Here is a 20179-nt window from a genome sequence, read left to right as displayed (position 1 = left end):
AAAATTATATTGATAATATTTATTTTTGGAGGATTTAATGTATAAAAATATATTTACCTCTAATTTAAGAACATCTAATATTTTTATAGGAACATTAGATTCTTATGTTTATAATACTAATAATTATCCAATACTAACTTCTCAAGAGGAAAAAAAATTATCTAAGAAATTATACTATAAAGGTGATTTAGAGGCTGCTAAAAAATTAATTTTATCACATTTAAGATTTGTTGTACATGTCGCTAAATATTATTCTGGATATGGTTTACAACAAGCAGATCTTATTCAAGAAGGTAATATAGGTTTAATGAAAGCTGTACGTAAATTTAATCCAGAAATTGGTGTACGTTTAGTATCATTTGCTATTCATTGGATTAAAGCAGAGATACATGAATATGTTTTACGTAATTGGCGTATAGTTAAAGTAGCCACTACAAAAGCACAAAGAAAATTATTTTTTAATTTACGTAAAGCAAAACAAAGATTAGGCTGGTTTAACCAAAGTGAAATTAAAATAGTTGCTAAAAAATTAGGAGTTTCAGTTAAAGATGTGTGTGAAATGGAAAAACGTATGTCAGCACAAGACATGAATGATAATCTTAATATTAAAGATAATATTAAAGATAAAAATATAAATACAAATATTTTTTTAAAAGATCATAATTCTAATTTTGCTAATATAATTGAAAAAGATAATTGGAATAAATTTCTTTCAAATAAATTATATAAAGCACTTTTAAAACTTGATTATCGTAGTCGTAATATTATTAATCTTAGATGGTTAAATAAAAATAAAAAAAAAATTACATTACAAGAATTAGCAATATATTATGGTATATCAGCAGAACGTATAAGACAATTAGAAAAAAATGCGATGAAAAAATTACGTTGTATTATTGAAAATTTATTTTTAATATAATTTATATTTTTTTTATTAAATTTATGTAATAATAAGATAATGTGTAAGTAATCGTTATTTTTTTAACAAAAGGATAAAAATGGCTGGTAAAAGAGGTATAAATAAAGTTATTATTATCGGTTTTTTAGGTAAAGATCCTGAAATGCGTTATATGCCTAATGGGAATCCTGTTGTTAACATTATAGTCGCAACTTCAGATAATTGGAAAGATAAAAATACAGGAGAAAATAAAGAAAAAACTGAATGGCATAGAATAGTAATTTTTGGGAAATTAGCAGAAATTTCTAATGAATATTTAAAAAAAGGATCTCAAGTATATATTGAAGGATCTCTACAAACAAGAAAATGGCAAAACCAAAATGGACAAGATAATTATATAACTGAAATTATTGTAAGTATAGGAGGTACTATGCAAATATTAAATAATTCACGTAATCATAATAATATAACATTAAATAAAGAAAAAAAATCTGTAGAAGATAAAAATCTCTGGAATAAAAAATTAAATAAATCTAATTTAGTAGAAAATAATAATAATGAATTATCTGTTAACAAAAATGAAAATATTCTTGATTTTGAAGACGATATTCCATTTTAATTTCAAATTTTATTTATGTTTTATAATAATACATTACTTTTACAATTAAAAAAAAAATTTACAAAAAATTTACCTTCTATAAAGGGTTATGTTAAAATTTTTGATAAAAAAAAAGTAATTTTAGAAACAAATAAAAATAATATATATTATATATCTGAGATTTATTTAAAATATGTAATGGAAGGAGATTATATATTAGCTAAAAATGATATTAATAATTTAATTAAAGTTATACCAATAAAATTAATAAAATCTAATATTAATATATTTCAAGGAAAAATAAAAAAAAAAAATAATATTGTTTATATAATTCCAGAAAAAGAAATTTTATGTAAAAATATTATTAAATGTTCTATAAAAAAAAAAAAATTTTTAAAAAATTTAAAAGATAATGATGAAGTAGTTGCTAAAATTATTAAACATCCTTTAAATGGAGAAAAAGATGTTTTTATAGCCGAAATAACAGATATTGTTACAATAAATAATAAGTATTTATTACCATGGTGGAATATATTATTAAAATATAATCTTTCTATCGATTCTCCTAGTAATTCTTTATGTGAAAAAATAAAATTTTTAGAAAAAAAAATATATAGAAAAGATTTAACTAAATTATGTTTTATTACAATAGATAACAAAGATACTAAAGATATAGATGATGCACTATATATAGAAGAAATATCTGAAAAAAAATTATTAATCTATGTAGCTATAGCAGATCCTACTTCTTATATTCAGCAAAATAGTTTAATAGATCAAATAGCTTTACAAAGAATGTTTACAAATTATTTACCTGGATTAACAATTTCTTTATTACCAAAAATATTATCAGAAAATTTTTGTTCTTTAAATTTTCAAAAAAAAAAACCAGCTTTAATTTGTAAAATGATTATTAACCAAGACGGTTTTTTATCTAAAAAAATATTTTTTTTTACAGGATGGATAAAATCTCATGCTAAATTGAATTATAATGATGTTTCAAATTGGATAAAAAAAATAGGGACTTGGAAACCTAATAATAATAAAATAGAAAAACAAATACTTTTTTTGTATAAATTTTATTTATATCGTAAAAAATGGAATATTAGAAATATTATAAATTTTGATAATATTGATTATAAATTTATTTTTGGAGAACAAGGAAATATATTAGATATAATAGTTGAAAAAAAAAGAACAGCTCATAAAATGATTGAGGCTGTTATGTTAGCAGCTAATATATGTGCATCTAATTTTTTATATAAAAATTCAAATTTTGGAATATATAATGTTTACTATGGTTTTAATACAAATAAACTTGATAAAATAATAAAATTATTAGAAGAATATGATATTAAATGTAATAAATCTGATCTTCTAACATTAGAAGGATATAAAAATATTTTTCATAGATTAAAAAATTTAAAATTATCACTTGCATTAAATAGAATTAAAAAATATCAATTAATTTCTTTATTTAATATAAAACCTGGTCCTCATTTTGCTTTAGGAGTAAAGAGATATGCAACATGGACATCTCCTATACGAAAATTTGGGGATATGATTAATCATCGATTAATTAAATCAATTATTTATAAAAAAAAATTTTTAATAGAAAAATTTTTAAATAATATTCATATTGAAATGAATCAAAAACGTTATTTAAATAAACAAGCAAAAAAAGATTTGTCAAATTTTTTATATTTTCAATATTTTAAAAAAATATCAATAAATAATAAGATTTTTATTTCAGAAATTATTGATATATCTTTTTTTAGTATAAAAGTAAGGTTAATTCAAAATGGTGCATATGCATTTGTTCCTAAAAAATTTTTATGTAATAATATAGATAATATTATTCTTAATAAAGAAAAAGGAATTGTTTTTAACAAAAAAAAAATTTTATATAAAGTTACGGATAAAGTTAAAGTAATTATAAAAGAAATTAATGTTAATAGTATTATTGTTAAAATAATTTAAAATTTATAATTTATTTATTTAATAATAAGGTTTATATGACAGTTAAAGGACATATAATATTTGCTATATCTAGCAGTATTTTGATACAACATTTTATTTTTTCTAATATAATGTATCATGATGATTGGTGGCGTATTATTCCTGTTTCTATCATTACGTGTTTATTACCTGATATTGATCATCCTAAATCTATTTTAGGACGTAAAATTAAAATTATCTCATATTTAATTAATAAATTATTTGGGCATAGAGGATTTACACATAGTTTATTATCTATATTAATATTTGGATTTATGATTTTTTTTATTGATATAAAGTTAATACATATTTTTGACATGAAATTAGGTTTAATTATAGGTTATTGTAGCCATATTATAGCAGACATCCTAACTCCACTAGGAGTACCATTATTTTGGCCATATAAAAAGAAATTTAAGTTACCTCTTATTACAAAAAAAATTATTAAAGAAGATATTTTTTGTTATTTTTATTTAATATTTTCTATATATTTATTGTATCCTGTTTGTAATAATATTATAATTAAATTCTTTAATTAAAATAATTTTTAATTTATATTAAATATATATAAAAAATATTATGTTTCTCCCAAAAAAAAAAAAAATGTTAGTTACATGTGCTTTACCATATGCTAATGGTAGCATTCATCTAGGTCATTTATTAGAACAAATACAAGCAGATATTTGGGTAAAATATAATCGTATGTGTGGTCATGAAGTATATTTTATTTGTGCTGATGATGCTCATGGAACACCTGTTATGTTAAAAGCTAAACAGTTAAATATTAATCCAGAAAAATTAATTAACAAAATATATAATGAACATGTTTTAGATTTAAAACAATTTAATATTGATTATGATAATTATCATACTACAAATAGTATTGAAAATTTTTTTTTTGTTAAATTAATTTTTAATCATTTAAAAAAAAAAAATTTTATAAAAAAAAAAATTATTAAACAATTATACGATGATACATATAATCTTTTTTTACCTGATAGATTTATAAAAGGAACTTGTCCTAATTGTAAATCTATTAACCAATATGGTGATCATTGTGAAAATTGTGGTACAACTTATTCTTCTGTTCATTTAATTAATCCAATTTCTATTTTATCTAAAAAAAAACCTATATTATGTAATTCTGAACATTATTTTTTTGATTTACCTCAATTTAATAATTTTTTACAAAAATGGATTAATTCTAATGTATTAGATCATATTATTAAAAATAAAATTCAAGAATGGTTTTTTTTAGGATTAAAACAATGGGATATTACTAGAGATGGACCATATTTCGGGTTTAAAATACCTAAAACTATTAATAAATATTTTTATGTTTGGTTAGATGCCCCTATAGGTTATATAAGTACTTTTAAAAATTTATGTGATAAATATTCAAAATTAAATTTTTATCAATGGTGGGAAAAAAAAACTAATACAGAATTATACCATTTTATCGGAAAAGATATAATTTATTTTCATTGTTTATTTTGGCCTGCTATATTAGAAGGTATGAATTTTAGAAAACCTACTAAATTATTTGTTCATGGTCATGTAACATTAAATGGATATAAAATGTCTAAATCTAGAGGAAATTTTATTACTGCAAGAAAATGGTTAGAATTTATAGATTCTGATAGTTTACGTTATTATTATGCATCTAAATTATCATCTAATATTAATGATATTGATTTAAATATTAATGATTTTACATTTAAAATTAATGGAGATATTGTTAATAAAATTGTTAATTTAGCTTCAAGAAATGCATATTTTATTAATAATTATTTTAATGATAATTTATCTAATATTAATATTATATTGTATTTAAAATTTATTAAAAAATCTGAAATTATTCATAATTATTTTTTTAAACGTCAATATAGTCATGTTATTAAACAAATTATAATTTTATCAAATATAGCTAATTCTTATATTGATAAACATAAACCTTGGTTATTAATAAAAGATAATTTAAAAAAAAAAAAAGTTCATAATATTTGCTCTATGGGAATCAATATGTTTCGTGTAATTATGATTTATTTAAAACCAATTATGCCTATTTTATCTAAAAAAACTGAATTATTTTTAAAACATAAATTATCTTTTCATAATATTAAAAATCCTTTAATTAATCAAAAAATTAATAAATTTAAACCATTATTTAGTAGAATAAATATAAAAAATATAAAAAATATCATAACATAAAAATATAAATATATATTTTTTATATGTATAATTATATAATTAAATTTATTTTAAGATTCTAGGTACTCTTTTTGATAATGAACACATTAGTTCATATCCAATAGTATTTGCTGATTTAGCTACATCATCTATTTTAATATTATTGCCCCATAATTCTACTGAACTTCCTATTTGAGCCTCTGGAATATTTAATAAATCTATAACCATCATATCCATAGATATGATTCCTAATATTTTTGTTTTAATACCTTGAACTAAAACAAATGTTTTATTGTTTATATTTCTAGGATAACCATCTGCATAACCACATGCTATAATCCCAATTTTACGTTTTTTATTTGTATAATATCCACAATTATAACCTATAATTTGTCCAGGAAAAATTTTTTGTATAGATATAATTTTACTTTTTAATGTCATTACTGGTTTAATTTTTATTTTAGCAATATCTTTCCATTCACCAGTAGGTGAAGCTCCATATAAAATAATTCCAGTTCTTACCCAATCATAATGAGTATATTTATGCCATAATACAGCAGCAGAATTTGCGAATGAACATGAAAAACTATGATAATTATGAATATATTTTTTTATATTATCTATTTGTTTTTTTATAAAATTAGAATTAATTTTTGCGTCTGAAAAATGAGTCATTAAACTAATTTTAGAAGTATTAATATTATTTTTAATAATATGTATTATTTTTATGATTTTTTTTGTAGAAAATCCTAATCTATTCATACCACTATTTATTTTAATATATATATTAATAGGATATTTTGATTTATATTTTATTAATGCATTTAATTGCCATTTACTATGTAAAGTAATAGTTAAATAATATTTATAGATTAAATATAATTCTTTTTCATTAAAAAAACCTTCTAATAAAAGAATTGGTTTATTACAACCATTTTTTCTTAAAATTATAGCTTCATCTAATGTTAAAACAGCGAAACCGTCACTATTATAATTAATACATGAATATATATTTTTAATACCATGACCATAAGCATCTGATTTTAAAACAGACCAAACTTTAGATTTAAATGCAATATTTTTAATAATTTTTAAATTATTTTTTAATGCATTAGTATCAATAATTGCTGAAATTGGTCTAACCATTTATAATTTTTTTTTAAAGTAAAATTTTAATATTTAATATTTTTTATAAAAACTTATTCTAATATTATTTAATATATATATATTTTATATTAAAAATAAAAAAATTCAAGAATATATAAAATATTGTATATTTTACTTTAAATTAATATTTAATTTATAAAAAATTTATTATATACTTATTTTAAGTAGTAGATAATATATCTTAAATATATTTTAAAAAGGATCTTATTATGATTACTAGTAAATTCGGTATAGGTCAACAAGTAAGACATAAGTTATTAGGTTTTTTAGGAGTTATAGTTGATGTTGATCCTGAGTATTCATTACGTGATGCTAAAATAGATGAAGTTGCAGAAAGTATAACATTACGTAATAGACCATGGTATCATGTAGTAATGGAAGATGATACAGGACAACCTATACATACATATTTAGCAGAAGCACAATTATCAGGAGAACCTTTAGAAAATAAACATTCAGAAAACTCATTATTAGATGAATTATCCGATTCAATTAAAAAACAATTAATAACACCTAGATTAAGAAATTAATATAAATAAAATAAAATCGTTTTTTATTTATTTATATCATTATTAATATTGTAAAAAATAAGTTTTATATTTTAAAAATTATTTAATTTAATAAAATTTATTGCATTTTTAATATGATATATAGTCTTTTTTTTACCCATTAAATATAAAATATTCCTAATAGGAGGAGTATTTTCAAATCCAGTAATAGCTAGACGTACAGTCATTGCTATTTTTTTAAAATTTAAATTTAATTTAAACAATATTTTTTTTAAAATAAAATCTATATTTTTTATAGACCATGTTTTTGTATAATTAATATTTTCTAAAAATAAATATAAAATTATTTTTGTATCACTGTTTAGATATTTTTTAATTATTGAATTTTTATTGTAATTAGGATCTGTATAAAAAATCACACATAAATTACTTATTTCACTTAATGTATTACATCTTTTATAAAATATTTTATATAAATTTTTTAATTTAGGCCCATTATCAATATTTATATTTTTTTTATTAAAAAATTTTTTTAAATAATTAAGCATTTCTTTTTCTGATAATTTATTTAAATAATATTTATTTAACCAATTTAATTTTTTTATAGTAAAAATACTAGAAGATTTATTTAAATTTTTTAGATTAAATAATTTTTTCATTTCTTCTAATGAAAAAATTTCTTTATTACCATAAGACCAACCTAAACGTAAAATATAATTTAATACTGCATGAGGTAAATAACCATTTTCTTTATAACTTAAAATATTAAAGGTATTATTTCTTTTAGAAATTTTTTTTCCTGATGTATCTGTAATTACGGATACATGAGTATAAGAAGGAACTGATGCTTTAATAGCATGAATAATATGTACTTGTTTAGGAGTATTATTTATATGTTCTTCACCTCTAATTACATGAGTAATTTTCATATCCCAATCGTCTATGACTACACAAAAATTATATGTAGGAATACCATTAGAACGTCTGATTATAAAATCTTCTATTACATTATTTTTAAATGTAATTTTTCCTCTAATAGTATCTATAAATGTAATATTTTTATTTTTTGGGATATATAATTTTACTGTATAAGGTCTATTATTATTTATAATAATTTTATTATTTCGACATTTACAATTATTTTTAATATTATTTTTAGTAGTATTTTGTTTAAATTTATTTTTTTTTAATTCTTCTTTAGAACAATAACATTTATATGCATTACCATTATTTAACATAACATTAATTATATTATTATATCTATCTAATTTTTTACTTTGTAAATATGGTCCTTCATCCCAATCAATTTTTAACCATTTTAATGTCTCAATAATATTTTTAATAAAAATATTTTTTGATCTTTTAAAATCAGTATTTTCAATACGTAATATAAACTTACCATTATTTTTCTTAGCAAATAACCATGAATATAAAGCAGTACGAATATTACCTATATGTAAATAACCAGTAGGACTAGGTGCAAATCTAGTGATAATTTTCATAATGTATAAAATTATTAATTTTTAATTTTATATTATAATATATATATATTATAATGTAATAGTTATATATTTTAATTTTAAAATTTTTAATAAAAATATTGACATATTAGTAATAAAAATAATAGCATGTAAGTATTATATTTTGGGTGATTAGCTCAGTTGGTAGAGTATCTCCCTTACAAGGAGGAGGTCGGCGGTTCAATTCCGTCATCACCCATAAATTTTAATAAAATTTATAAAACATATTTGGGTCGTTAGCTCAGTTGGTAGAGCAGTTGACTTTTAATCAATTGGTCACAGGTTCAAATCCTGTACGACCCAAAATCAGGTGTATTTTAATTTTATCGATATTATATTTAAATATTGTATTTGCAAATTTATTTCAAATACTATATATATTTATTTATATTTTAATATGTAATAAATAATACATTTTTATAAAAAAGATTTTTTTTTACCTAAAAAAGTAAGATGTAAAATATAATAATTTTGATTTTTTTATATCAAATTAATAAATATAGTTTTAAAAATTTTAGTAATTTGAGAAAAGATTATTATTTTAAATAATAAGTAATTTTATTAAGTATAATATACAAAAAATAATTTTATTATTAAAAATAATATTTGAAAATATATTTTTCTTAAGAGGATTATTTCTATTTTTTATTAATTATTAGTTTATTAAAACTAAAAACTTAACTACCTATAATTATAGGTTATTTAAAAATTTTAAAAACAAGAAAATATATAAATTAAAATTTATGATAATTCATATTAAAAATAATTTTTAATGTATTTATTAAAAAATTTAAAATTTTTTTATAATTAAAATCTACTGAAATAGTATTTTTTAAAAAATAAAAATTTTTAAAAAAATATATTATTTTTGTGTTTAAAAAAAAGGATCATGAAAAAACTAAAAAATATTAAAAATAATTTAAAATTATATTAAGTTTTTAATTTAATAAACTTAATAAGTATCAAAAAATTTTACATTTATTAAAATTATTTACTTTAACTAAATTTTTAAAAATATTGAAAATACTAATTTTTTAATCTCTAGTTCATTTTTTTTACTTTTATATACTAAGATTAAAAATATTTTTCATTTAATAAAAGAATTAAATTTTCTAAATTATAGATTAAAAATAATAAATAAATTTCTTATTTTAAGAAAAATTATTTTATCTAAATTTTGCGCTCTACAGGATTTGAACCTGTGACAAATAGCTTAGAAGGCTATTGCTCTATCCAACTGAGCTAAGAGCGCAAAAATATTACCAGTAATATACCATATATTGTAATATATATTCAAATTAATTAAATTATTTTATTTATTATTTTTTATAATGAGTTATATCAAATGAATGCTAAAGTTATTAACGGACATGTTATCGCAGAAAAAATATATATTAACATATATAAAAAAATGAAAAATATTTTATTTTTTAAACAAAGGAAACCCGGTTTAGGAGTAATATTAGTAGGACATAATTCAGCATCTAAAATTTATGTAAAAAATAAATTAAAAATATGTAAAAAATTAGGATTTTTTTATGATAATTATGATTTATCAAATAAAATTAATGAATATAAAATAATAAAAATAATTAATTTTTTAAATAAAAATAAATATATTGATGGTATTTTAGTACAACTACCATTACCTAAACAAATTAATTTTATAAAAATAATTGAAACAATAGATCCTAAAAAAGATGTTGATGGTTTTCATCCTTATAATATTGGTCGTTTATGTCAAAGAGCTCCATTATTACGACCTTGTACTTCTTTAGGAATATTACAATTATTAAAATATTATAAAATTAATACTTATGGACTAAATACTGTAATTGTAGGTGCTTCTAATATAGTAGGTCGTCCTATAGCTATGGAATTATTATTAGCTGGATGTACTATTACTATTACACATCGTTTTACAAAAAATTTACGCTATTATATAGGATATGCCGATTTACTAATAGTAGCAGTGGGTAAACCTAATTTTATACCAGGTAATTGGATTAAATTAGGTGCTATTGTAATAGATGTTGGGATTAATAGAATTAATAATAATAAAATTATAGGTGATGTTCATTTTGAACAAGCTAAAAAAAGAGCTTCTTATATTACTCCAGTTCCTGGAGGAATAGGTCCAATTACTGTAGCTACTTTAATGAAAAATATTTTATATGCTTATGAAAAAGCATAATTTTAAATAAGAAAATTATGCTAATTATAAAGTTATTTTTTAAGCCGGATTCTGTCTAGAACAGTCATTTATCTAGAATAATAATTACTTATTATTTCAAGCAGCTTACCCAAGTTTATAGTACGGGTTATACAAACTTATATTTAGCCTTGCTCCTGGTGGAGTTTACATCGACATATATTATTACTAATATATCGGTATGCTTTTACCATACCTTTTCACCCTTACCACATTTTATTTTTTTTATACTATGGCGGTATTTTTTCTGTTGCACTATTCGTAAGTTTACACTTCCCAGTAATTATCTGGCACCATACCCTGCGGAGTCCGGACTTTCCTCTTTTATTTTTTGTGATAAAAGCGACTGTTTTTTATTAACTTTAACAAAACATTATTATAACTTATAATAATATTAATTACTATTTATTTTTTATATAAAATTCATATAATAAATTTCTTTTAATAGAATATATTTTTGCAGTGATATTTATTGCTTTTTTTATTGATAATTCTTTATTTAAATCGAATAATGTTTTTATTACTTTTGGAGATAATTCTAAATTTGTTTTAGATAATATTTTATATCCATTAATAATTAGAATAATTTCTCCTTTTATTTTATTTAAATCTAATTCAATCCATCTAATTAAATTAGATATATTATCTCCATGAATATTTTCCCATTTTTTTGTTAATTCTCTAGCAATTACTAAATATCTATTTTTTCCAAAAATATTTTTTATATCATATAAACATTTTAGTAATCTGTGAGTTGATTCATAAATAATTATAGTTCTATATTCTAATTTTAATTCTTGTAATCTTTTAATTCTTTTATTTTTTTTATATGGTAAAAAACCTTCATAACAAAATCTATTTGTTGGTAAACCTGAGACAGATAAAGCTGATATAGCAGAACAAGGTCCTGGTATTGGTATAATTTTTATATCAGTATATTTTTTACGACATAATTTAATAATTCTATATCCGGGATCATTAATTAATGGAGTTCCTGAATCTGATACTAATGCTGTATCATATCCTTGTTTAATTTTTTCTAAAAAAAATTTTGCATTTTTTCTTTCATTATATTCATAATATGAATATAATTTCTTTTTAATATTAAAATATTTTAATATTAATCCTGTTTTTCTAGTATCTTCTGCTAAAATAAAATCCACTTTATTTAAAGTAATTAATGCTCTTTTACTTATATCATCATAATTACCTATTGGTGTTGCTACTACATATAAATTACCTGATTTAATATTATTTTTTTTCATATATTACTAATTAATTAAAATATTAACTTTAATTTTTTTATTAAATATATTATTATACATGTAATAATTAGTTTTATATATAAAATTTGGAGGAATGGCCGAGTGGTTGAAGGCACCGGTCTTGAAAACCGGAAATAGGAAACTATTCGAGAGTTCGAATCTCTCTTCCTCCTAATAATATTAATTAATTTATTAAAATGTATTTATATGTAAAAAAATAATAATATGTTATGGAACATAAAAATAGCTACTAATATAGCTAATTTAGAAAAAATTAAATTAAATGATAATCATTGGAAAATAATATATGTATTACGTTATTTATATTTTAAATATAATATACATCCAAATATGAAAATACTCATTAATGAGTTAAAGAAAAAATATAAAGATATAGAATGGAATAGTATCATTTTATTTAATCTATTTCCCAATGGGGTTATAAAACAAGCATCTAAAATAGCTGGACTTCCACAAAGTAATATTTGTTTATAATAAACAAAAAATAGTTTTATAAAAAAACTAATAAACTAAGAAACATTATCCTTTAAAGGATAATGTTTCTTTTTTAAAAAGACGAATAATTTTTATACTTAAAATATACTTTTTTAAAATATAGATAAATAATAATCCATATAAAACTATTTAAAATACTTTGTAAAAGTAATTTTACATAATTAAAACTAACATTATTTATATTATAAATAGTTAAATTAATTAAGAAAAAAATACTAGTTATAAATAATAATTTACAAATTAAATTTAGATTTATAATTATTTTATAATTATATAATAAAAAATATGTTATTATACATAGTAAGAGACTATGTAATCCTAAAACATAATTTGTAAAAAAATCTATTACTAATCCAATAAAAAAACTAGTGATAATATTAATATTATATGGGTTGCATATAAGCCAACAAATTAAAATTAATGTTAACCATTGTATATGTAAAATAATATTATTATTTTTACTAAAAATAATTTGTAAAAACAATGATATTATAAATGTTATATAAATAAATAATTTAAATAAATAATTTTTCATGTTTTATTGAGAATTTATTAATAATAATACATATTTTATTTGTTCTATTTGTAAAAATGGTTTTACGTAAATTATATTTAAATTTTTTTCTTTGTTAAAAGATATATTATTAACTGTACCAACAGGATATCCTTGAGGATATTGTTCATCTAAACCAGATGTAACTAATATGTCTCCTTTTTTTATTATTATATCCGTAGATATATATTCAGATTTTAAAAATTTTGTACATCCATTCCCATTTATTATAAATGTAATATTACTATTTTGTATTTTTACTGGTAAAGAAATATTTTTATTACAAATTAATAAAACTTGACTACTTGTTTTTTTACTAGATATAACTTGTCCCACCACACCTTTTTCATTAAGTACGATTGTACCGGGAAAAATATTATCTTTTAATCCTTTATTAATAAAAATTTCGTTTTTACATCTAGGTAATATAATTGGTATTATTTTTGCTAAGATACTAATTTTTTCTTTTAAAAGGGGTAATTTAAAAATATGTCTGAAATCATTATTTTCTTGTTTAACTTCTCTTAAATCATACAATTGTACATTTTGTTGTAAAACTTTGTTAAATAAATATTTATTATTCTTTTGTATAATCTTTTTTTTTAAAAAAAAATTTGATATATTTTCATAGAGAGAAAATGGTTTATTTAAAATAAAATATATAGGGCTTATAATATGATTAGTTTTATATCTTATTTTAACAAAAAAATTAGAATATATATCAACAATTATAATAATAATTGATATAATAATAAAAATTATTGTTCTTAATTTAAAAATAGGCCTCTTATTAAAAATTAATTTCATAAATATATTATCTTAAAATTATAATTTATTCTTCACTAAATAAATCACCTTCATGTGTATCAATAATTTCCAACGCTTTTCCTCCACCTCTAGCTACACAAGTTAATGGATCTTCAGCAATTGAAACTGAAATACCTGTTTCTTCTATTAGTAATTTATCAAAATTTTTTAATAATGCGCCCCCACCTGTTAATACTATTCCTCTTTCTGCAATATCAGCTGCTAATTCAGGAGGACATTTTTCTAAGGCGATCATTATAGCACTTACTATCCCAGTTAAAGGTTCTTGTAGTGCTTCTAAAATTTCATTAGAATTTAATTTAAAACTTCTTGGAACTCCTTCAGCTAAATTTCTTCCTCTTACTTCCATTTCTAATACTTCTTCATTATTATTATAAGCAGAACCTATTCTATGTTTAATTTTTTCAGCAGTTACTTCTCCAATTAAAGAACCATAATTACGTCTTACATGATTAATAATAGATTCATCAAATCTATCTCCTCCTATTCTTACAGAAGAAGAATATACTACTCCATTAAGAGATATTACTGCTACTTCAGTAGTCCCTCCCCCTATATCTATAACCATAGATCCTGTAGCTTCTGAAACTGGCAAACCAGCACCAATTGCAGCAGCCATTGGTTCTTCTATTAAAAAAACTTCTCTTGCTCCTGCTCCTTGTGTAGATTCACGAATAGCTCTTCTTTCAACTTGTGTTGCACCTACAGGCACACATACTAATACTCTGGGACTAGGTCTCATAAAACTATTACTATGAACTTGTTTAATGAAATGTTGTAACATTTTTTCAGTAATAAAAAAATCTGCTATAACACCATCTTTCATAGGTCTAATAGCCGTAATATTACCTGGAGTTCTTCCTAACATCTGTTTCGCATTATATCCAACAGCAGCTACATTTTTAGGGAATCCTGCTTTATCTTGTCTTATAGCTACAACAGAAGGTTCATTTAAGACAATACCTTTACCTTTAACGTAAATTAAAGTATTTGCTGTTCCTAAATCTATAGATAAATCATTAGAAAACATTCCCCGAATTTTTTTTAACATAATAAAAAAACCCGATTTTATATTGTATATTTATTTTGATTAGATTAAATTTTTGTATATATATGCATAATAACATTTTATTTATAATAAATATATTATTTATTATAAATAAAAAAATTAATTTACATTTTAAATTAAAATATATTAAAATTATAAATTAAATAAATTTTTTAAAAAAATAAAATATAAAAACATGAAAAAAAAAAAATATCATATTTTAATCTTAAATGGTCCTAATTTAAGTCTTTTAGGTACTAGAGAGCCTAGTAAATATGGTAATAAATCTTTACAAGATATTATTAAAATGTTGTCAACAAAAATTAATAAAAAAAATTGTGAATTAAGTCATTTTCAATCTAATGCAGAATATAAATTAATAGATTATTTAATAACATATAAAAACAAAATTAATTATATTATTTTTAATCCTGCTGCTTTTACACATACTAGTATTGCTCTACGTGATACTTTATTAGGAATTAACGTTCCTTTTATAGAAGTTCATATTACTAATATATATAAGAGAGAAATATTCCGTAAAAAATCTTTTTTTTCAGATATTTCTAGTGGTGTTATATCAGGATTAGGTTCCTATGGCTATATTTTAGCATTAAAAGTTATTATTAAAAGATTAAAAATATGTATTTAATATAAAAAATACAATTTTTGTTATTATTTTTTATTTTTAAAATAAATTAGAGGATTTATTTCTCCATAATTACCTATAATTCTTACTTCTGGTTCTAACCAAATATCAAATTTATTTCCGACAGTATTATATATTTTAATAGCAAAATTTAATATATCTATACCTAAGGAGTTATTAAATTTATTTAAAATTATTAATGATTGTTTGGAATATACTGTAACTCCTTTATAAAGATATTTTTTAAAATTACATTGGTTGATTAACCATCCTGCAGATAATTGAATACAATTATTTTGTAAAGTATAAGGTATATTAGGAAATATCTGTAATAATTTAAATCCCTGTTTTAAGGAAATACAAGGATTTTTAAAAAAACTACCTGCATTACCATAAATTTTAGGATGAGGAATTCTTTTTTTTCTTATATTACAAATATAATTAAAAATCTTTTGAGGAGTAATTTGATAATTTTCTAAATGTTTTAAAGAAAAATATTTTAAATTTGGAACCCATTTTTTGGATAAAAACAAACCAACAGAAATTATAACATATTTTTTATAATTTTTATGTTTAAAAATACTATCTCTATATTTAAATTGACAATCTTTGTTATTAAATCTTTTAATTTTTTTACTTATAGGATCAATAACATCAACATATTTACAAAAATTTTCTATACTAGAACCATAAGCTCCAATATTTTGGATTAATGCTGAACCAACACGTCCTGGTATTAATGCTAAATTTTCTAAACCATAAATTTTACTTTTTAAAGTAAATTTAACTAATTTATGCCAATTTTCTCCAGAATTTACATGTAAATCCCAATATTTTTTAGATTCTCTGATATAAATACCTTTAATTCTATTAAAAATAATTAATCCATAAAAATTATTTAAAAATAAAACATTACTTCCTTCTCCTAAAACTAAACAAGGATAACATTTTTTTTCATATTTTTCCCATAACTGACATAATTTTTGTAAATTTTTAATTATAAATACTTTATATACATTAACTTTTAAATTAAAAGTATTTAATATTTTTAATGAATTATTTATATATGACATAATTATATAAAATTTCAACTTTATCCTGGTATTTACCTACTCTCACATGAGGAGACCTCACACTACCATCGGCACTATAATATTTCACTTCTGAGTTCGGAATGGATTCAGGTGGTACCATTATGTTATTTATACCAGGATTTTTTATAAATATTATTTAATATTTTAATAACTAAACGATTCTGGTGTTGTAAGGTTAAGACTCACGGGTGTTTATTAGTACTAGTTAGCTTAACATATTACTATGCTTACACATCTAGCCTATCAACGTCATAGTCTTTAACGTCCCTTAAGAGATTTTTGTAAATAATTAACAAAAATCATGGGAAGACTAATCTTAAGGCAAGTTTCGCACTTATATGCTTTCAGCGCTTATCTTTTCCGTATTTAGCTACCGGGCAATGCCATTGGCATGACAACCCGAACACCATAGATACGTTCACTCCGGTCCTCTCGTACTAGGAGCAAATCCTTTCAATCTTCCAACGCCCACGGCAGATAGGGACCGAACTGTCTCACGACGTTCTAAACCCAGCTCGCGTACCACTTTAAATGGCGAACAGCCATACCCTTGGGACCTACTTCAGCCCCAGGATGTGATGAGCCGACATCGAGGTGCCAAACACCGCCGTCGATATGAACTCTTGGGCGGTATTAGCCTGTTATCCCCGGAGTACCTTTTATTCGTTGAGCGATGGCCTTATCATACAGAACCACCGGATCACTAAGACCTGCTTTCGCATCTGTTCGAATTGTCATTCTTACAGTTAAGCCAGCTTATGCCTTTGTACTAACCTCACGATTTCCGACCGTGATTAGCTGACCTTAGTACTCCTCCGTTACTCTTTAGGAGGAGACCGCCCCAGTCAAACTACCTACCAGACATTGTCTCTAATCCGGATTACGGATTTAGGTTAGAATAATAAGTACTAAAGGGTGGTATTTCAAGGTTGATTCCATACTGACTAGCGTCAGTATTTCATTATCTCCCACCTATCCTACACATTAATATTTATTATTCAATATCAAGTTATAGTAAAGGTTCACGGGGTCTTTCCGTCTTGCCGCGGGTACACTGCATCTTCACAGCAATTTCAATTTCACTGAGTCTCAGGTGGAGACAGTCTGACCATCATTACGCCATTCGTGCAGGTCGGAACTTACCCGACAAGGAATTTCGCTACCTTAGGACCGTTATAGTTACGGCCGCCGTTTACCGGGGCTTCGATCAAGAGCTTCTTATAAAAATAATAACCCTATCAATTAACCTTCCGGCACCGGGCAGGCGTCACACCGTATACGTCCACTTACGTGTTTGCACAGTGCTGTGTTTTTAATAAACAGTTGCAGTCAGCTGTTATCTTAGACTGATATCAGCTTAAAAAGTAAATTTTCTCACCTATTTTCAGTGTGCCTTCTCCCGAAGTTACGGCACTATTTTGCCTAGTTCCTTCACCTGAGTTCTCTCAAGCGCCTTAGTATTCTCTACCTGACTACCTGTGTCGGTTTAAAGTACGATTCAATATTATTTAAGTTTAGAGGATTTTCTTGTAAGCATGGTATTAATTACTTCAATACAATAAAGTATCTCGTCATCACATCTCAATGTTAACAATTATCCGGATTTTCCTAGATAATCCATCTACATGTTTAAACCAAGACAACCATCACTTGGATAATTTAACCTTCTTCGTCCCCCCTTCACAATAATAATGAGTACAGGAATATTAACCTGTTATCCATCGACTACGCTTTTCAGCCTCATCTTAGGGGTCGACTTACCCTACCTCGATTACCGTTGGATAGGAAACCTTAGTCTTTCGGCGAATAGGTTTTTCACCTATTTTATCGTTACTCATGTCAGCATTCGCACTTCTGATATCTCCAATAAATTTTACAATTTATCTTCAACGATTTACAGAACGCTCCCCTACCCAATAAAATAATACTTTTTTTATTGTCGCAGCTTCGGTGTATAATTTAGCCCCGTTACATCTTCCGCGCAGAACGACTAGACCAGTGAGCTATTACGCTTTCTTTAAATGATGGCTGCTTCTAAGCCAACATCCTGGCTGTTTATGCCTTCCCACTTCGTTTCCCACTTAATTATAACTTAGGGACCTTAGCTAGCGATCTGGGTTGTTTCCCTCTTCACAACGGACGTTAGCACCCGCTGTGTGTCTCCCATGATAACATAAATTCGGTATTCGTAGTTTGCATCGGATTGGTAAATCTGGTAGATTCCCTAACCGAAACAGAGCTCTACCCCCGAATATGAATTACATGAGGCGCTACCTAAATAGCTTTCGGGGAGAACCAGCTATCTCCCGGTTTGATTGGCCTTTCACCCCTAACCACAAGTCATCCGCTAATTTTTCAACATTAGTCGGTTCGGTCCTCCAGTAAGAATTACCAAACCTTCAACCTGCTCATAGTTAGATCACCGGGTTTCGGGTCTATATCTTGCAACTAAACGCCCTTTTAAGACTCGGTTTCCCTACGGCTTCCTTATACAGTTAACCTTGCTACAAAATATAACTCGCTGACCCATTATACAAAAGGTACGCAGTCACATTTTTAAAAATGCTCCTACTGCTTGTACGTATATGATTTCAGGTTCTATTTCACTCCCCTAACCGGGGTTCTTTTCACCTTTCCCTCACGGTACTAGTTCACTATCGGTCAGTCAGTAGTATTTAGCCTTAGAGGATGATCCCCCTATATTCAAACAAGATTTCTCGTGTCTCGTTCTAATCATTGAGATTATAATCATCATATTTTAATATACAGGACTATCACCTTGTGTCGTATAACTTTCCAGTTATTTCTACTAATATGATAAGTAAAATATATCTCGGGCTTTTTCCTGTTCGCTCGCCACTACTAAGGAAATCTCTATTGATTTCTTTTCCTCAGGATACTTAGATGTTTCAGTTCTCCTGGTTTACTTCGTAATTCTATGTATTCAAATTACGATAATATATAGTTACATATATTAGGTTTCCCCATTCGGATATCATCGACTAAATAACGCTTTATATCAGCTCATCGATGCTTTTCGCAGATTTACACGTCCTTCATCGCCTCTGACTGCCAAGGCATCCATCATATACGCTTATTTACTTAACCTTACAACCCACAATCGTTTAAATATC

At 23.1% G+C, this 20179-nt stretch carries 16 protein-coding genes, 4 tRNA genes, 2 rRNA genes and 1 other RNA gene; 12 read left to right on the top strand and 11 right to left on the bottom strand.

Annotation, left to right across the window (positions count from 1 at the left end; genetic code table 11):
• The first annotated feature begins 37 nt into the window (after positions 1–37).
• From rpoH to metG, 5 genes are all read left to right on the top strand, one after another.
• Entirely contained in the window at positions 38–919 is an 882-nt protein-coding gene (gene rpoH, locus GJT97_RS00125) for an RNA polymerase sigma factor RpoH (RefSeq protein ID WP_169767484.1), read from the top strand.
• A gap of 79 nt (positions 920–998) precedes the next feature.
• Positions 999–1517 (top strand): single-stranded DNA-binding protein, encoded by a 519-nt coding sequence (ssb, locus tag GJT97_RS00120; protein WP_169767483.1) that lies wholly within the window; start codon positions 999–1001, stop codon positions 1515–1517.
• Positions 1518–1532: 15 nt separating this feature from the next.
• Positions 1533–3476 (top strand): exoribonuclease II, encoded by a 1944-nt coding sequence (locus GJT97_RS00115; protein WP_169767482.1) that lies wholly within the window; start codon positions 1533–1535, stop codon positions 3474–3476.
• Positions 3477–3511: 35 nt separating this feature from the next.
• Positions 3512–4033: a metal-dependent hydrolase gene (locus GJT97_RS00110; RefSeq protein ID WP_169767481.1), complete on the top strand. Its 522-nt coding sequence runs from the start codon at positions 3512–3514 to the stop codon at positions 4031–4033.
• Between the two features lie 40 nt (positions 4034–4073).
• Positions 4074–5705, top strand: coding sequence for a methionine--tRNA ligase (gene metG, locus GJT97_RS00105; RefSeq protein WP_169767480.1), 1632 nt, complete (start codon positions 4074–4076; stop codon positions 5703–5705).
• Positions 5706–5750: 45 nt separating this feature from the next.
• Here the strand turns inward: metG and alr are convergent, their stop codons facing one another.
• Complete coding sequence (alr, locus tag GJT97_RS00100; RefSeq protein WP_169767479.1) at positions 5751–6830, bottom strand: alanine racemase; 1080 nt, start codon at positions 6828–6830, stop codon at positions 5751–5753.
• A 230-nt stretch (positions 6831–7060) separates the two neighbouring features.
• Here alr and hspQ point away from each other — a divergent pair, with 230 nt between their 5' ends.
• A complete protein-coding gene (gene hspQ, locus GJT97_RS00095) occupies positions 7061–7381 on the top strand; it encodes a heat shock protein HspQ (RefSeq protein ID WP_169767478.1) in 321 nt (106 codons plus the stop codon).
• Positions 7382–7452: 71 nt separating this feature from the next.
• Here the strand turns inward: hspQ and gltX are convergent, their stop codons facing one another.
• Positions 7453–8862 carry a glutamate--tRNA ligase gene (gene gltX / locus GJT97_RS00090; RefSeq protein ID WP_169767477.1) on the bottom strand — a complete coding sequence of 470 codons (1410 nt, stop codon included), beginning with the start codon at positions 8860–8862 and terminating at the stop codon, positions 7453–7455.
• A 144-nt stretch (positions 8863–9006) separates the two neighbouring features.
• Between gltX and GJT97_RS00085 the strand changes: the two genes are divergently transcribed.
• Positions 9007–9079, top strand: a tRNA-Val gene (locus GJT97_RS00085).
• Between the two features lie 31 nt (positions 9080–9110).
• Positions 9111–9183: transfer RNA gene (locus GJT97_RS00080), tRNA-Lys, on the top strand.
• Between the two features lie 875 nt (positions 9184–10058).
• Here the strand turns inward: GJT97_RS00080 and GJT97_RS00075 are convergent.
• Positions 10059–10132, bottom strand: a tRNA-Arg gene (locus GJT97_RS00075).
• A gap of 93 nt (positions 10133–10225) precedes the next feature.
• Between GJT97_RS00075 and folD the strand changes: the two genes are divergently transcribed.
• Positions 10226–11074 carry a bifunctional methylenetetrahydrofolate dehydrogenase/methenyltetrahydrofolate cyclohydrolase FolD gene (gene folD, locus GJT97_RS00070; protein WP_169767476.1) on the top strand — a complete coding sequence of 283 codons (849 nt, stop codon included), beginning with the start codon at positions 10226–10228 and terminating at the stop codon, positions 11072–11074.
• Positions 11075–11098: 24 nt separating this feature from the next.
• Here the strand turns inward: folD and rnpB are convergent.
• An RNA gene (gene rnpB / locus GJT97_RS00065) (RNase P RNA component class A) lies at positions 11099–11456 on the bottom strand.
• Positions 11457–11493: 37 nt separating this feature from the next.
• Positions 11494–12357, bottom strand: coding sequence for a 16S rRNA (cytidine(1402)-2'-O)-methyltransferase (rsmI, locus tag GJT97_RS00060; protein ID WP_169767475.1), 864 nt, complete (start codon positions 12355–12357; stop codon positions 11494–11496).
• Between the two features lie 88 nt (positions 12358–12445).
• Here rsmI and GJT97_RS00055 point away from each other — a divergent pair.
• Together GJT97_RS00055 and GJT97_RS00050 are read left to right on the top strand one after the other, a co-directional pair.
• Positions 12446–12530 (top strand) — tRNA-Ser (locus GJT97_RS00055).
• 52 nt (positions 12531–12582) lie between these two features.
• Positions 12583–12852: a TusE/DsrC/DsvC family sulfur relay protein gene (locus GJT97_RS00050; protein ID WP_169767474.1), complete on the top strand. Its 270-nt coding sequence runs from the start codon at positions 12583–12585 to the stop codon at positions 12850–12852.
• A 73-nt stretch (positions 12853–12925) separates the two neighbouring features.
• On the opposite strand, the gene mreD is transcribed toward GJT97_RS00050, so the two are convergent.
• From mreD to GJT97_RS00035, 3 genes are read right to left on the bottom strand one after another with little or no spacing between them, the layout of a single operon-like run.
• Positions 12926–13408, bottom strand: a complete 483-nt coding sequence (gene mreD, locus GJT97_RS00045) for a rod shape-determining protein MreD (protein WP_169767473.1) — start codon at positions 13406–13408, stop codon at positions 12926–12928.
• A gap of 3 nt (positions 13409–13411) precedes the next feature.
• Positions 13412–14233, bottom strand: a complete 822-nt coding sequence (gene mreC, locus GJT97_RS00040) for a rod shape-determining protein MreC (protein ID WP_169767472.1) — start codon at positions 14231–14233, stop codon at positions 13412–13414.
• A 25-nt stretch (positions 14234–14258) separates the two neighbouring features.
• Positions 14259–15305 (bottom strand): rod shape-determining protein, encoded by a 1047-nt coding sequence (locus GJT97_RS00035; RefSeq protein WP_169767471.1) that lies wholly within the window; start codon positions 15303–15305, stop codon positions 14259–14261.
• Between the two features lie 193 nt (positions 15306–15498).
• On the opposite strand from GJT97_RS00035, the gene aroQ reads away from it, so the two are divergent.
• A complete protein-coding gene (gene aroQ, locus GJT97_RS00030) occupies positions 15499–15954 on the top strand; it encodes a type II 3-dehydroquinate dehydratase (RefSeq protein ID WP_169767470.1) in 456 nt (151 codons plus the stop codon).
• Between the two features lie 23 nt (positions 15955–15977).
• Here aroQ and murB read toward each other — a convergent pair whose 3' ends face one another.
• From murB to GJT97_RS00015, 3 genes are all read right to left on the bottom strand, one after another.
• Complete coding sequence (gene murB / locus GJT97_RS00025) at positions 15978–17024, bottom strand: UDP-N-acetylmuramate dehydrogenase (protein ID WP_169767469.1); 1047 nt, start codon at positions 17022–17024, stop codon at positions 15978–15980.
• A 23-nt stretch (positions 17025–17047) separates the two neighbouring features.
• Positions 17048–17163 (bottom strand): 5S ribosomal RNA (gene rrf, locus GJT97_RS00020).
• Positions 17164–17216: 53 nt separating this feature from the next.
• Positions 17217–20153: ribosomal RNA gene (locus tag GJT97_RS00015) — 23S ribosomal RNA — on the bottom strand.
• Positions 20154–20179 lie beyond the last annotated feature (26 nt).

This window comes from Enterobacteriaceae endosymbiont of Donacia proxima, assembly GCF_012569285.1.
GTDB lineage: Bacteria > Pseudomonadota > Gammaproteobacteria > Enterobacterales > Enterobacteriaceae.
The sequence above is the reverse complement of the archived record's forward strand: the minus strand, read 5'-3'. Positions and strand labels throughout refer to the sequence as shown.